The sequence below is a fragment of the Hydrogenovibrio kuenenii DSM 12350 genome (assembly GCF_000526715.1).
Classification (GTDB): domain Bacteria; phylum Pseudomonadota; class Gammaproteobacteria; order Thiomicrospirales; family Thiomicrospiraceae; genus Hydrogenovibrio; species Hydrogenovibrio kuenenii.
In genome coordinates this window covers 1,763,361-1,777,465 of record NZ_JAGP01000001.1, presented here as the reverse complement: position 1 = coordinate 1,777,465, position 14,105 = coordinate 1,763,361, and the positions used below count along the sequence as shown (strand labels likewise).

15 protein-coding genes are annotated in these 14,105 nt (G+C 40.2%); 9 read left to right on the top strand and 6 right to left on the bottom strand.

The features are described 5' to 3' along the window. Positions 1 to 6: 6 nt before the first annotated feature. The 3 genes from mreD to N745_RS0108420 all read right to left on the bottom strand — a co-directional run bounded on the left by mreD (position 7) and on the right by N745_RS0108420 (position 2,511). Positions 7 to 510: a rod shape-determining protein MreD gene (gene mreD, locus N745_RS0108430; protein ID WP_024851685.1), complete on the bottom strand. Its 504-nt coding sequence runs from the start codon at positions 508 to 510 to the stop codon at positions 7 to 9. Next, entirely contained in the window at positions 500 to 1,378 is an 879-nt protein-coding gene (gene mreC / locus N745_RS0108425) for a rod shape-determining protein MreC (protein ID WP_051453395.1), read from the bottom strand. The genes mreD and mreC overlap by 11 nt, the downstream gene beginning before the upstream one ends. Positions 1,379 to 1,464: 86 nt before the next feature. Continuing rightward, on the bottom strand, positions 1,465 to 2,511 hold the full coding sequence (locus N745_RS0108420; RefSeq protein ID WP_024851683.1) for a rod shape-determining protein: 1,047 nt from the start codon (positions 2,509 to 2,511) through the stop codon (positions 1,465 to 1,467). A 292-nt stretch (positions 2,512 to 2,803) separates the two neighbouring features. Here N745_RS0108420 and gatC point away from each other — a divergent pair, with 292 nt between their 5' ends. From gatC to htpX, 4 genes are all read left to right on the top strand, one after another. Beyond that, positions 2,804 to 3,091 (top strand): Asp-tRNA(Asn)/Glu-tRNA(Gln) amidotransferase subunit GatC, encoded by a 288-nt coding sequence (gene gatC, locus N745_RS0108415; RefSeq protein ID WP_024851682.1) that lies wholly within the window; start codon positions 2,804 to 2,806, stop codon positions 3,089 to 3,091. Between the two features lie 4 nt (positions 3,092 to 3,095). Beyond that, the gene (gatA, locus tag N745_RS0108410) at positions 3,096 to 4,550 is read left to right on the top strand and encodes an Asp-tRNA(Asn)/Glu-tRNA(Gln) amidotransferase subunit GatA (RefSeq protein ID WP_024851681.1); all 1,455 of its coding nucleotides are present in this window, start codon (positions 3,096 to 3,098) and stop codon (positions 4,548 to 4,550) included. A 9-nt stretch (positions 4,551 to 4,559) separates the two neighbouring features. After that, entirely contained in the window at positions 4,560 to 5,990 is a 1,431-nt protein-coding gene (gene gatB, locus N745_RS0108405; RefSeq protein ID WP_024851680.1) for an Asp-tRNA(Asn)/Glu-tRNA(Gln) amidotransferase subunit GatB, read from the top strand. 222 nt (positions 5,991 to 6,212) lie between these two features. Beyond that, the gene (gene htpX, locus N745_RS0108400; RefSeq protein WP_024851679.1) at positions 6,213 to 7,109 is read left to right on the top strand and encodes a protease HtpX; all 897 of its coding nucleotides are present in this window, start codon (positions 6,213 to 6,215) and stop codon (positions 7,107 to 7,109) included. Positions 7,110 to 7,179: 70 nt separating this feature from the next. Here htpX and N745_RS0108395 read toward each other — a convergent pair whose 3' ends face one another. Then, complete coding sequence (locus N745_RS0108395; RefSeq protein WP_024851678.1) at positions 7,180 to 7,611, bottom strand: SufE family protein; 432 nt, start codon at positions 7,609 to 7,611, stop codon at positions 7,180 to 7,182. A gap of 522 nt (positions 7,612 to 8,133) precedes the next feature. Between N745_RS0108395 and pstS the strand changes: the two genes are divergently transcribed. From pstS to pstB, 4 genes are all read left to right on the top strand, one after another. Beyond that, entirely contained in the window at positions 8,134 to 9,126 is a 993-nt protein-coding gene (gene pstS, locus N745_RS0108390; protein WP_024851677.1) for a phosphate ABC transporter substrate-binding protein PstS, read from the top strand. A 218-nt stretch (positions 9,127 to 9,344) separates the two neighbouring features. Beyond that, positions 9,345 to 10,367 (top strand): phosphate ABC transporter permease subunit PstC, encoded by a 1,023-nt coding sequence (pstC, locus tag N745_RS0108385; RefSeq protein ID WP_024851676.1) that lies wholly within the window; start codon positions 9,345 to 9,347, stop codon positions 10,365 to 10,367. Between the two features lie 2 nt (positions 10,368 to 10,369). After that, positions 10,370 to 11,179, top strand: a complete 810-nt coding sequence (pstA, locus tag N745_RS0108380) for a phosphate ABC transporter permease PstA (protein ID WP_024851675.1) — start codon at positions 10,370 to 10,372, stop codon at positions 11,177 to 11,179. A 12-nt stretch (positions 11,180 to 11,191) separates the two neighbouring features. Beyond that, entirely contained in the window at positions 11,192 to 11,983 is a 792-nt protein-coding gene (gene pstB / locus N745_RS0108375) for a phosphate ABC transporter ATP-binding protein PstB (protein WP_024851674.1), read from the top strand. 64 nt (positions 11,984 to 12,047) lie between these two features. On the opposite strand, the gene serB is transcribed toward pstB, so the two are convergent. Next, positions 12,048 to 12,881, bottom strand: coding sequence for a phosphoserine phosphatase SerB (serB, locus tag N745_RS0108370; RefSeq protein WP_024851673.1), 834 nt, complete (start codon positions 12,879 to 12,881; stop codon positions 12,048 to 12,050). A 27-nt stretch (positions 12,882 to 12,908) separates the two neighbouring features. Beyond that, positions 12,909 to 13,310 carry an RDD family protein gene (locus N745_RS0108365; protein ID WP_024851672.1) on the bottom strand — a complete coding sequence of 134 codons (402 nt, stop codon included), beginning with the start codon at positions 13,308 to 13,310 and terminating at the stop codon, positions 12,909 to 12,911. A gap of 123 nt (positions 13,311 to 13,433) precedes the next feature. Between N745_RS0108365 and N745_RS0108360 the strand changes: the two genes are divergently transcribed. Continuing rightward, positions 13,434 to 14,102, top strand: a complete 669-nt coding sequence (locus tag N745_RS0108360; protein WP_024851671.1) for an energy-coupling factor ABC transporter permease — start codon at positions 13,434 to 13,436, stop codon at positions 14,100 to 14,102. Positions 14,103 to 14,105: the final 3 nt, after the last annotated feature.

Sequence of the window (14,105 nt, the reverse complement as noted above, 5' to 3'; positions counted from 1 at the left end):
GGATGCTTACCTGAAAAGAGCCCTCTGGGTAAGCGACTGCATAATGTTGGAGACTAAAGGCCATAATGCAATGGCAAAAACTGGTTCAAGCCAGTAATAATAGATTGTTTGGTTATCAAGCGCTGGGTGGAAAATAAACCAGCCAGCTACTTGAAAAAATAAAACATAGAAGGCTACGACAATGGACTGTTGCCACATTGGATAGCCTTTAAATCTCAAACGAATGCGGAGCATGAAAAACGTTACTGTTAAAAATAATATTGCATGCGCACCTAATAGAGTGTTTAAAGAAGCATCATTGAGCAGCCCTAAAACAACAGCAGTAAATAGGTGTGTTTGGTTAAGTATTTGAGAACTCCAAAAGAGTAACAGTAGCAATGTAATGGGTGGAGCGTAGTGCAAGGCAAAACTAAAGTTCAATGCACTATCAATAACTAGACCACCTAAATAGCTGAATAGTAATAACCATTTTACATCTGAGAAACCAAGGGAAAAAACCTTATCTGTCATCTGATGCTCCATTAAGTTTGGTGTCGATGTGAACATCAATCATTGAGTTTTTGGCTGGAGAAAGAATGAGAACTTTTTCTGCGAGGTTGATGTCTGCAACAGGGGAAGCCATGATTTCGTAATAAGGTTGGTCTTTTAGAATACTGATACTGCTAACAGTGGCGACGGGGTAGCCATTTGGATAAACATTGCCTAACCCTGACGTCTCGATAATATCTCCAACTTTAATTGAGCTTGTGTTGGGGATGAATTGTAAGGAAAGTTGGCTTTGTCCCATGCCTGTCAATATACCGCGTTGCCCTGTGCGTTGAATGCGCACTGGAATCTGAATGTCTGAATCTGTAATGAGTTGTACGCGAGAAGTTGCTGGTGTAACAGTTGTTATTTGCCCAATCAAGCCTTTAGCATCAATGACGGCCTGATGTAGTTTCACCCCGTCAAGACTTCCCTTATCAAGGGTGAAGAATTGAGATAAAGGAGACAGGTTGTAATACTTTACACTAGCGATTTGTACATCCGAAGTGGACATTTGACTTGCTGTGCCTAATAAAAGGTTCAAACGAGATATTTCGTGTTGCAGTTTATTTAACTGTTGCTGTTTTGCTTTTAAAAGCAAATTTTCAGTTGCCAGCTGCTGATTACGTCTTTTAAGTTCATCAACAGTTTTAAAGTCTTGTTGAAAGTATTGGTAGGTGTTAAGAGGGAGTGTTGCGGTACGTTCGATAGGATCTATCGTGGTAAGCAATAAGGCTCTAAAGTTTATTAGAACATGACTATAGTGGTCCATCACCATAAATGCGATGCACAGCACAAAAAATAAAAGAAACTGAGACCCTTCTTTTTGAGGAGAGGTAGCGCCGAGGTTGATGGTCTAACTCCTTCTATTGTTGAGTTAAATCGTAGTGATTTAAAGTGAACAAAATCATAGAGTCAGACCTTTTTAATCATTGACGATTAGTCAAAAGAAAATACGTCAATACCTTTTTCATCCATTAGCTCAAGAGCACGACCACCACCACGAGCAACACACGTTAATGGGTCGTCAGCAATGATAACCGGTACACCAGTTTCTTCTGATAATAGAGTGTTTAGATTACGCAGTAACGCGCCACCACCTGTTAGTACAATCCCATGCTCGGCAATGTCTGCACCAAGTTCTGGCGGTGTATGTTCTAAAGCAGTACGAACTGCACTCACAATCGCTGCAAGTGGTTCTTGAAGCGCTTCAAGTACTTCATTACTGTTTAGAGTGAAGCGACGAGGAACAGCTTCTGCAATATTGCTGCCGTGAACTTCTAAAGTGTCAGGGTCGATTTCATGATAAGCCGTCCCGATTTCTTTTTTGATTTTTTCCGCAGTTGCTTCACCGATAATCATGCCGTAGTTGCGGCGAACATATTTGATGATGGCGTCGTCAAAACGGTCACCACCCACTTTAACCGAATCAGACCAAACGATACCGTTTAGTGATAAGGTTGCAACCTCAGTTGTACCACCACCAATATCAACAACCATAGAACCTGTTGCTTCACTTACTGGCATACCAGCACCGATAGCAGCAGCCATTGGCTCTTCAATTAAGTAAACTTCACGCGCACCGGCACCTGCCGCTGATTCACGAATAGCTCGTCGTTCTACTTGTGTAGAACCGCAAGGTACACAAACTAGGACTCGTGGGCTTGGTTGAAAGAAACGTGCTTCATGAACTTTTCGAATAAAGGCTTGTAGCATTTTTTCGGTTACTTCAAAGTCAGCAATAACGCCGTCTTTTAGTGGACGAACCGTTTCGATGTTTTGGTTTTCCTTTCCTAGCATTTGCTTGGCGCCTTCTCCGACCGCAACGATAGAACGTGAATTTCCATTTTGGCGGTTAGTTCGGATAGCAACAACCGAAGGTTCATTTAGAACCATTCCTTTGCCTCGAACATAGATGAGAGTGTTTGCCGTGCCTAAATCAATAGATAAGTCGTTAGAAAAAAGTCCGATGATTTTGCGTAACATGTATTGCAATTCCTTAAGCTAGAAACGGAGGGAGTTAGTGCATTAAGTACTTTTATATCTGCCCTAATTAACTGGTAATCCTGCCCAGTTCTCCTGTAAACAAGATTGAGCCATTTTATAACAAACTCGGTCGAAAAAGTCACCATTTTATCCATGATTTTTTTTGTATAAAAAAGAGAAGCTCTCTTTTTAGAAAAGTCGAAATGTGGTACTTTAATAGGAATTTTTGTCATTGAATTTTTTAGGCTTGGGTTCTTAGGGATCAACGCTTAATTTTTTAAGGAGTTTGGAAGTGTCCATAGGGAATGAAGACGTTAATAAAATCTCTCGTCTAGCGGCTATTTCCGTGTCTGAGGATGAAGTCAGTCAAGTTGCTGATAAATTAAGTAGTATTCTCGATCTTTTTGCGCAAATGCAGGCGGTTGATACAGATGGTGTTGAACCAATGTCTCATCCCTTGGATCAAGTGCAACGTTTGCGTGAAGATGTGGTGACGGAAACCAATCAGCGCGAAAAGTTCCAGAAAATTGCCCCGTCAGCTGAAGGGGGAATGTATTTAGTGCCACAGGTGATAGAGTAAAATCATGCATAGACTTTCCATTAGACAAATGAGCGAAAAGCTCCATTCTAGAGAAATTACCAGTGTTGCTTTAACGCAGCACTACTTAGACCGTATTGAGAAATACGATAGCGAACTGAATGCTTATATTTCTGTAACGCCTGAACTAGCCATTGAGATGGCTAAAAAAGCGGATGAGATGTTAGATAAGGGTGAAGGCTCTTTTTTGACGGGGGTTCCTGTAGCGCACAAAGATATATTTTGTGTTGATGGTGTGAAGACTTCTTGTGGTTCTAAGATGTTGCATAATTTTGTTGCGCCTTATGATGCTACGGTTGTAGAAAAACTTAAAGCTGTTGGTATGCCGATCTTAGGCAAAACCAATATGGATGAGTTTGCAATGGGGTCATCCTCTGAGAGTAGTTATTATGGGCCGACTAAGAATCCTTGGAATCTGAATGCGGTTCCTGGTGGTTCATCTGGTGGCTCCGCATCGGTTATCGCCGCAGGCCTGGCGCCTTTGGCGACTGGAACCGATACAGGTGGTTCGATTCGTCAACCGGCTTCTTTTTGCGGTATTACTGGGATAAAACCAACCTATGGTGCAGTTTCCCGTTATGGCATGATTGCTTATGCTTCTAGCTTTGATCAAGGTGGTCCTATGACTCGCAGTGCAGAAGATGCAGCATGGTTGTTGGATGCAATGGCAGGCTTTGATAAAAAAGATTCAACTAGCCTTGAGCAAGAAAAGCTGAATTATTTGGCGCATTTAGACGACTCTTTACAGGGTTTGAAAGTTGGTGTGCCAAAAGAATATTTTGGAGAGGGGCTTTCAGGTTCTGTTTCCTCTGCTGTAAAAGAAGCGGTTGAGGTTTTACGTCAGCAGGGCGCAGAAATAGTAGAAGTAAGTTTGCCAAATAAAGATTTAGCGGTGCCTGCTTATTATGTTTTGGCGCCAGCGGAAGCTTCTTCCAATCTGTCTCGTTTTGATGGTGTGCGTTATGGTTACCGTTGTGAAAACCCGCAAGACTTGAGTGACTTATATATGCGTTCCCGTTCTGAAGGATTTGGTACTGAAGTGAAGCGACGTATTATGGTCGGAGCTTACGCTTTGTCGGAAGGGTATTACGACGCTTATTACTTAAAGGCACAAAAATTACGTCGTATGGTTCGTGATGACTTTGTTAAAGCTTTTGAGAAATGTGATGTCATCGTTGGGCCTGTGGCACCGACAACTGCTTTCAATATTGGTGAAAAATCAGATGATCCGATCAGTATGTATTTAGAAGATTTATATACGATTCCGGTTAACTTGGCTGGTTTGCCTGCTATGTCTGTCCCAGCAGGGTTCGCAGAAGGTATGCCTGTAGGGTTGCACTTAATCGGTACCTATCATAGCGAAGCAAAATTGCTTAATGTTGCACATCAATTTCAACAAGTGACTTCCTGGCATGAACAAATGCCGGAAGTCTATCAATAGGAGTAGTACATGACTTGGGAAGTGGTTATCGGTCTTGAGATTCATGCGCAGCTCAATACGAAGACAAAAATATTTTCCGGTTCGTCGGTAGAGTATGGTGCTGAACCGAATACTCAGGCAAACCTATTGGATTTGGGAATGCCGGGACAATTGCCCGTTTTGAATAAAGCTGTTTTGCCGAAAGCGATCAGTCTTGGTTTGGCTGTGGGAGCGGAAATTGGTCGTAAATCTATTTTTGACCGAAAGAATTATTTTTATCCTGATTTACCAAAAGGGTATCAAACATCACAATTCAGTTACCCAATTGTTGATAAGGGCGGGTATCTGGAAATTGAAGTTGATGGCGAAACCAAAAAAATTGGTATTACCCGTGCTCACTTGGAAGAAGATGCTGGTAAGTCTGTGCATGATGCTTTCCCAGGGCAGACTGGGATTGACTTGAACCGTGCAGGAACACCTCTGTTGGAGATCGTTTCTGAGCCGGACATGCGCTCTGCTCAAGAGGCAGTTGCCTATGCAAAAAAAATGCATGAGTTGGTTCAGTATCTGGGAATTTGTGATGGCAATATGCAGGAGGGGTCGTTCCGTGTTGACTCGAACGTTTCCATTCATAAACCAGGCACACCATTTGGTACGCGTGCAGAGTTGAAGAACATTAACTCGTTTAAGTTTATTGAGCAAGCGATTGAGTTTGAGATTGCTCGTCAGATAGAGATTGTTGAATCGGGCGGTAAGGTTGTTCAAGAAACACGTTTGTATGATTCTGAGAAAAATGAAACTCGTTCAATGCGTGCCAAGGAAGAGGCGAATGATTACCGTTATTTCCCTTGTCCTGATTTATTGCCTGTTGTGGTAACAGATGAAGATATTGAAGCAATTCGTGCGGAAATGCCAGAAATGCCTGATGCAAAACGCAAGCGTTATGTGTCCGATTTAAGTTTGTCTGATTACGATGCAAGCTTTTTAACAGGTTCTCGTGCTATGGCAGAATATTTTGAAGCTGTGGTTGCAAAAACTAAAGATGCAAAACTGACTGCAAACTGGGTAATGGGTGAATTATCTAAATCACTTAATCAACAGTCGATTGGGATTGAGTCCTCTCCTGTTTCTGCTGAAGCCTTTGCTGGTTTGTTGGCAAGAATTCAAGATAACACGATTTCTGGCAAGATTGCTAAGCAAGTATTTGACGGCATGTGGAACCAAGAAGGTTCTGCAGATGAAGTCATTGAAGCCAAAGGCTTAAAACAAATTACGGATTCTTCCGCAATTGAAGCTTTGGTGGATGAAGTTTTAGCAGCAAACACTGCTCAAGTTGAAGCTTATCGCAATGGTCAAGAGAAGATGTTTGGTTTCTTCGTTGGTCAGGTAATGAAAGCTTCAAAAGGGCAGGCAAATCCTGCACAGGTTAATGACGTTTTAAAACTAAAATTGTCGAGTTAATCTGGAATCTCAGTTTACCCCAGCCTGGCAGATTTTGTTTGGGTTGGGCAATTTGGCGCCTTTGGATAAAGCTTAGGCGCTAATTCTTAAAAAAGTCTGACTCTTCACATATTTCTACTTGAAAGCTTATAAAAAAAGCTTATATTAGCCATTAACTATGCTTTAAATAATAAGTTCATCAATTAAATTAAGATGAACATTCATTGTCTAACGGAGGTTTCAATGAAACGTATTGGCTTGTTTTTATTAATGAACATTGCTGTGATTGCTGTCGCAATGATTACACTCAATTTGTTGGGTGTAAAAGGCTATATGAGTAGCCAGGGATTGGATTTAAAGAATCTATTTATTTTTGCTTTGGTGTTTGGTTTTGCCGGTTCATTTATTTCTTTGGCAATGTCAAAGTGGCTAGCAAAAATGTCAGTTGGTGCACAAGTAATTGAACAACCACGTAATGCTGATGAGCAATGGTTGGTTGAAACGATTCGCGGCTTTGCACAAAAAGCAAACATCGGTATGCCAGAAGTTGCGATTTATGATTCGCCAGAACCTAACGCATTCGCGACAGGAATGACAAAAAACTCTTCAATGGTTGCTGTCTCGACAGGTTTGTTGCGCAATATGCGTAAGAACGAAGTAGAAGCTGTATTAGGTCATGAAGTTGCTCACGTTGCAAATGGTGATATGGTGACCATGGCATTGTTGCAAGGTGTATTGAATACCTTTGTTATCTTCTTTGCAAAAGTAGTGGCTTACATTGTTGATCGTGTCATTCTTAAAAACGAAGAAGAGGGCATGAGCTGGACATTTATTGCCGTTGATTTCGTTGCGCAAATTCTATTCGGTATTTTGGCAAGTATTGTTGCAATGTGGTTCTCGCGTGTTCGAGAGTTTCATGCGGACAATGGCGGAGCTTATTTGGCTGGTAAAGAGAATATGATTGCTGCATTGCGTAGATTGCAAACGATGCATCCAGGTGAGTTGCCAGATCAGATGGCTGCATTTGGTATCTCAGCAGGCGGATCTAAGTTTGGTAAGCTATTCATGTCTCATCCACCATTGGAAGAGCGAATTGCGGCACTTGAAAGTACAACTCAAGAGCAGTTAAAGATTGCTTAATAATGTGAGTGATTGCTAAAAAAACCCGGCGTAAGCCGGTTTTTTTATATTTAAATGAAACGTTGAAGTTCTAGATTCTAGCCTGTGCTTCAGACTGTATACGTTTGATCATGTGATACAAGCCAGTAGAACGGTTAGCCGATAGGTGTTGGATTAGACCGATTTCCGCTAGAAAATTTAGCGGTGCTTCTGAGATTTCTTTAGGTGTTCTGCCTTGATAAACCTTGAGTAAGAGTGCAATTAACCCAGCAACGATCGCAGCATCGGATGTAGCTTGCATAAACAAGTATCCATCATGCTCCTCAATATAAATCCAGACTTGCGACTGGCAACCGTGAATGCGGTTTTCCTCAGTTTTAAATTCGTCAGGCAAACCTTGCAGTGTTTTTCCCATATCAATTAGATATTTGTAGCGGTCTTTCCAGTTGTCAAAATGAGTGAAGCGCTTGACCAAATCCGCTTGTACGTCAGCGATGGTTTTTTCTGCTGGTTGATAGTTCATATGGCTTAATAAGGTTGAATTTCAAAATTGGTATTCTATCAAAACGGATATTTTAATGTTGTGCTCATATTGTTTACCAATGATTCTTGCTTGAAAAATAAATAAGTTTGATTTAAAAAATGATCAAAGATGTTTTATTGTTGTTAACTGAAATGAAGTGATAAAAACAAATAAAAAATAGATAGAGTTCTAGGAAGTAAATAAGGTATATAAAGTTGCGCGACGTTCGCTGTTCTGTTTAAGATCGCAGTGATAGTTATGCTTCTTGATTGGTGCTTCAGTGCTAGTACTATGGTATGTGCATGTTTGGTATTTAGTGTTAAGGAGTTTCTTGTAAGTTAGGCAAAACTTGCGGGGGAGCTTTTATTGTCAAAGAAGAGGGTGGTATTCATTTTTAGGCAAAGAAAATGTCATAAAAGTGTAGTAATTTTTCAAAGGGGCGTTTGCTAATATTCCCTCCGTTAAGTTTGTTAGCGTGTCAGGTTAGCAAGCATTTAAAACCAACTCTTTTAGGAGACGATCGTGAGAAAACTATTAGCGACTGCGGCATTAGCTGCAAGTATGACAACATCAGCTTTTGCATCTACTATTGAAGGTACAGGAGCTTCTTTCCCATATCCAGTTTACAAAGCATGGATTTCTTCTTATTACAATGCTACTGGTAACAAGGTGAACTATTCACCAACAGGTTCTGGTACAGGTATTAAAGAAATTTCTGCTCGCCATGTTGATTTTGGTGGTTCTGATAAGCCTTTGAAGCCTTCTGTTCTTCATAAGAGCGGTCTTTATATGTTCCCAACAGTTGTAGGGGCAATCACTTTCTCATATAACGTTCCAGGTGTTAATAACCTAAAGCTTTCTGAAAAGTCTATTTCAGGAATCGTAATGGGGAAAATCACATATTGGGATGACGCTTCATTGAAGCATGATAATGCTGGCGTTAACTTGCCACACAAGAAAATCCTTTTTGTTCACCGTTCTGATAAGTCAGGTACAACGTTCAACTTCACTTATTACCTATCAAAAATGAACAAAACTTGGAACAAAAAGTTTGGTGCTAAAAAAGCAATCAACTGGCCTATGGAAAACCGCGTTGCTGGTAAAGGTAACTTCGGTGTTTCAACTGCAATCAAGACTAATGCTTACTCTATCGGTTATGTAGATTATGCTGATGCGAAGAAAAACGGTTTAGAAATGGCTACAGTTCAAGGTCAAGGTGGTAAATTCTATGCACCTACTAAAGCAAACTTTATTGCTGCTGCAGGTCACGCTAGCTTAGATCCTAAGAAAGATTTTTACTCAATCATTGCTTATCCAAAAAGTGCATACCCAATGGTTGCAGCAACTTTCATCTTGTTGCCTAATGACTCTAAGAAAAACAAAGAAGTTGCTGACTTCTTCGATTATTCTTACAAGCATGGTGATAAAGCAGCAGCTGACCTAGGTTATGTTCCTTTACCTGAAAGCGTAAAAGAAAAAATCCGTGGTTACTGGTCTGCTAAAGGCGTTAAATAATCACTGTTAATTTTAAGTGTGGTGTCTGAAAAGATACTGCACTTAGAATTTTTATAAAAGAGGCTCTATAGCTCCTTTTATAAGGGTTCTAAATGAATACCTGGGAAACCTTTCCGCGCATCAAGGATGTTTTGCCGCTCTTGGAAGTTGACATAGCCAGTTTATCCTCTAGAATTTAAACACTTTTAATAAGCCATGAATGATTAATTAGGGCAGGTATGGAAAAATTATTTGCGAAACTCTCCCAGATGAGTGCAAGTCTGGTCTTTGTCGTGTTGGTTGGAACCTTAGTGACACTGTATATTTCTGCAAAGCCTGCTATTGAAGAGTTTGGCGCTAAGTTTTTAATAGATTCTCGCTGGGGGGTGGATGTACCAGTTGATGTTCCTACTTCACCAGATAAGCAAGCAACACCTAAAGCTACCTCTTCTTCTGCGTCTGATGCCCATTTAGATGATGGTGTGAATGTTGGCGACGATGACGGCGTGAATGTTGGCGACGACGACATTAATGTTGGTGATGATGATGCTTCTTCTGAAATTAGTGATGCGCCTCATAAAGTAGTTTATGGTGGTGCTGTTGCGATAGTTGGTACAGTTTTCTCAACCATTATTGCCTTACTTTTTTCTATCCCTTTGGCAATGGGGATCGCAATATTCTTATCTGAAATTGCACCGCCAAGTATTTCAAGACCTGTGGGTGTTGCGATAGAGTTGTTGGCTGCTATTCCAAGTATCATTTACGGGATGTGGGGTCTGTTCTATTTCGGTCCATTTATAGCTTCAATTTTTGGTGGTCACTCAGTATCTTTGCTCGTGGCAGGTTTGGTTTTAGGGGTTATGGTTATTCCTTTTATGGCAGCACTGAGTCGTGATGCGATTAATACAACTCCTGATGTTTTGAAAGAAGCTGCTTATGCGGTAGGCGCAACTAAATTTGAAGTGATTAAAGATGTCGTTTTTCCTTATGCAAAAGCAGGAATTATAGGTTCTATTATTATTTCATTGGGGCGCGCATTAGGGGAAACGATGGCTGTCGCATTTGTTATCGGTGGTGTGTTCGAGTATGCCAAGTCGATTACAGACCCAACAAACTCTATTCCTGTGGTATTGGCGAATAACTTCTCAGAGTCTAGCGGTCTGAGTTTGGCGTCATTGTTCTACTTGTCATTAGTTCTATTTGTAGTGAGTTTTGTGGTGATTTTTACAGCGAAACACTACTTCTTGAGAAGAGGTAAATAGCCATGAGATTATTAATAAATAAAATTATACTCGGGCTTTCTACTTTGGCGGCTGTCGTTGGTTTGGTTTTTCTGGGTTGGATTTTGATTACCTTGATTATCAAAGGTTCTCAAGCCTTGTCACCTTATATTTTTACTCATGATTTGATTAATAATGGTATTCGTAACTTGTTGTTTGGGCAGTTTGTTTTAGCTGGCCTGGCAACGGTAATAGGTATTCCTATCGGAATTATGGCGGGTATTTACCTGCAAGAATACAGCAACGGTAGTAAATATGCAGACTTTATCCGTGACTTATCAGATGTAATGATGTCAGCACCTTCAATTGTTATTGGTACTTTTGTTTATGCGGTTGTGGTTATGCCAACAGGACATACTACCGGGTGGGCAGGTGTATTTGCTTTGTTTGTTATGATGCTTCCAATTGTAGTGCGTGCAACTGATGACATGCTTAGTTTGGTTCCAACGGAGCTTAGAGAAGCCGGTATGGCTATTGGTGCATCCAAGTATCATGTGATTGTAAATATTATTCTTAGAGCGGCTAAAGTTGGTATCGTGACAGGCTTAATTCTAGCTTTCGCGCGCGTTGTTGGAGAGACAGCCCCACTCTTGTATACAAGTGGTTCAAGTGTGTATTGGTCTACCGATTTGTCCGATACTTTCCCTTCCATCACTGTATCAATTTATAATTTAGCAACCATGCCAGATGACAAAATGGTAGATTTGGCTTGGGCTGCAGCTTTAGTTTTAACATTCTTTGTATTGATTCTAAATTTACTTGGTCGATACATTATTCGTGAAAAGCATCATTAAAAGGTTTTTAGCGTGAAAGATATTGCCAATATTATGGAAATACAGGATTTCAGTTTTACCTACCCAAAGGCTGAAAACCCTTCTTTAAAAAACATTAATTTACCAATTAAAGAAAATCATATCACGGCCTTAATTGGTCCAAGTGGTTGTGGTAAGTCTACTTTGCTAAGAGCCATGAATAGAATTCATGATTTGTATCCAGGGTGTGTCTATGATGGCGCTATTCAATTGAAAAATAGAGATGGGTCTATTGGCAATACTTTAGATATTAAAAAAGAAAATGACTTTATCGCCTTGCGTCAACGTGTTGGAATGATTTTCCAAAAGCCGACGCCATTTCCAATGAGTATTTATGAAAATATTGCCTATGGACTGCGTATTGCTGGCGTTAAAAACAAAAATGATCTTGAAGAGATTATTGTTAAGTCGTTGCAGGATGCTGCGCTTTGGAATGAGGTGAAGGATAGATTGCATCAAGATGCACGCGGTTTATCTGGCGGACAACAACAACGTTTATGTATTACCCGTGTTGTTGCGCTAAAACCTGATTTAATGTTGTTTGACGAACCAACATCAGCATTAGATCCTATTTCAACATTGGCAATCGAAGAAATGATTTTAGGGCTAAAAGAGAAATACAGTATCGCGATTGTTACACATAACATGCAGCAGGCGTCTCGTATTTCAGATTACACGGCATTTATGTATCTTGGCGATTTAGTAGAGTTTAACGATACCGATATTATGTTTACGAACCCTAAAGAACAGCAAACCAATAATTACATTACAGGTAAGTTCGGTTAAACAACTGGAAAAAAATGTGCTATTGAGCCCGCAATTGCGGGCTTTTTTTGTTGTAGGTGTTGTGCTAGATTTCAGCGTTGATAAAATCTAAAACCTTATCTAACCCACTAAAATTCAAGCTGGTAGCTGCTTTTTCCTGAACGGCAGGTTTCGCATGATAAGCAATGCTTAGGCCTGCTTCATTCATCATGAGTAAGTCATTGGCACCATCACCTATTGCGATGGCTTGATTTAGTTCAATTCCAAGCACGTCACAAAGTTCTTGTAGGAAGTATGCTTTGGCTTCCGCACCTATAATGTCACCTACGATTTTGCCTGTTAGTACGCCATTGTTTATTTCAAGCTGGTTTGAGCGGGAAAACTCTATACTTAGTTGCTGCTTTAGTCTGTCTGTAAAATAAGTGAATCCGCCAGATACTAAGGCGAAAGGTATAGACTTGCTTTTTAGTCCAGCCAGCCATTCTTCAGCGCCTGGATTTAGAAACAAGCGTTCATCGTAGACCTTTTGTAGTGCAGATTCTGAAAGACCTTCTAATAAAGCAACGCGTTGATTAAGAGAGCTTTCAAAGTTTAATTCACCTCGCATAGCGGCTTCGGTAATGGCAGAAACTTGAGGTTTAAGGTTCATCATGTCGGCAATTTCATCTACACACTCTATGCCAATTAGGGTTGAATCCATGTCACTAATAACTAATTTAGTATTGGCTGGAGCAAATGATTTTGGCAGTGGGTTTATGTCTATTTTGAAATCTTCAGAAAGCTTCTTAACTAAAGTCATGTCTGGGCACGAAATATTTGCTTGGTAATGATTTGCGACAGGGTGAAGCGTAGTATTAAGTGCAGTTTCAATTTGTTGTAGTTGAGGTTTAGTTAATTGATTGGAGTGAATGATTAACATGGATAAAGCCTGTTTGTAATTATTTTATCAAGTATCTTGAATGGAAGAGATTTGTGTTTTGGCAAGCCTGTCTTGCAAGGTTTGGTAGTTTGTAGGCAGAAAAAGTCCGATCCAGCCGATAGGCCATAGAAAAATGCCTGTTAGAAAACGTAAGTTGGCCTCATTTCTTGTCAAAAGTCGATTGTCGAGGGTTGATAATCTGAGTTTCCAGGTTCTTAACCCTGGGGTTTGTCCAGCTTGTGTCCAGAAATAGGTAAGATAAATATAGGTGATAGCAAGTAAATAAACTTGAAATCCAAGTATTGCAGTAGAAGAGTTCTGGAGCTTTTCGCCTTGCCAAACTACAAATGGAATTGCAGCTACAAACCAAACAGCACAAAGCAGTAGAAGGTCGTAGAAAAATGCAAATAATATTTTGATTGATAACATGTGTGCAGGTTTATTTTTGCTTTTTGAGAAGGCAAATAATAATCTATTTTGCGCTAAATCTCAGTAAGATATGCGAAATACATAAATTAAATTTAGATTGAATTAAGCTTTGAGGGGGTCTAATTGAATTTACCTGATGATCATTTTTCTTTGTTTTGGATTGGTCTTGGCTGGTTGCTTTTGGTTCTTGCGCTAGTTTGGAGTATAAAAACAGCGCCGTGGCATAAGATCAAAGGTGACTCTGAGGCTTTTAACGTCTTTATTGGTACCAGTGTCCTTTTGTCTTTTATCTGGGCAGGAGCGGCTTCTATTGGTGGCGGTTTAAGTTTTCATATTTTATTAATGGCTTCTGTAACCTTAATGTTTGGGCCACAATTTGCACTTTTTTCAGCGATATTGGCTTTGGTAGGTGTTACTGCGATGGGGCAATCAGGTGTGTTGATGTTCGGAATGAATGCTGTGTTGATGGCTGTTATTCCTATTTTCATTGTTTGGCTGATGACTTTGTTTGCTTATCGCTACCTTGAGCGACACTTTTTTGTGTTTGTGCTTTTTAATGGTTTTTTTGCGGCAGCGGTGAGTACATTTGTATCATTGTTAATTGCTGCGGGTGTTATGTGGTTGGGTGGTTTGCATGAAACAGAAAAGTTAACTCAGTCTTTCTTGCCGTATATTCCGTTAATGGTTATTCCGGAGGCGTTTGCTAATGGCATGGTGGTTTTGGCATTGGTGGTTTTGAAACCGCAGTGGGTGAGTTGTTTTGATGATGATGAGTTTTTGAAGGGCAAATAAAAA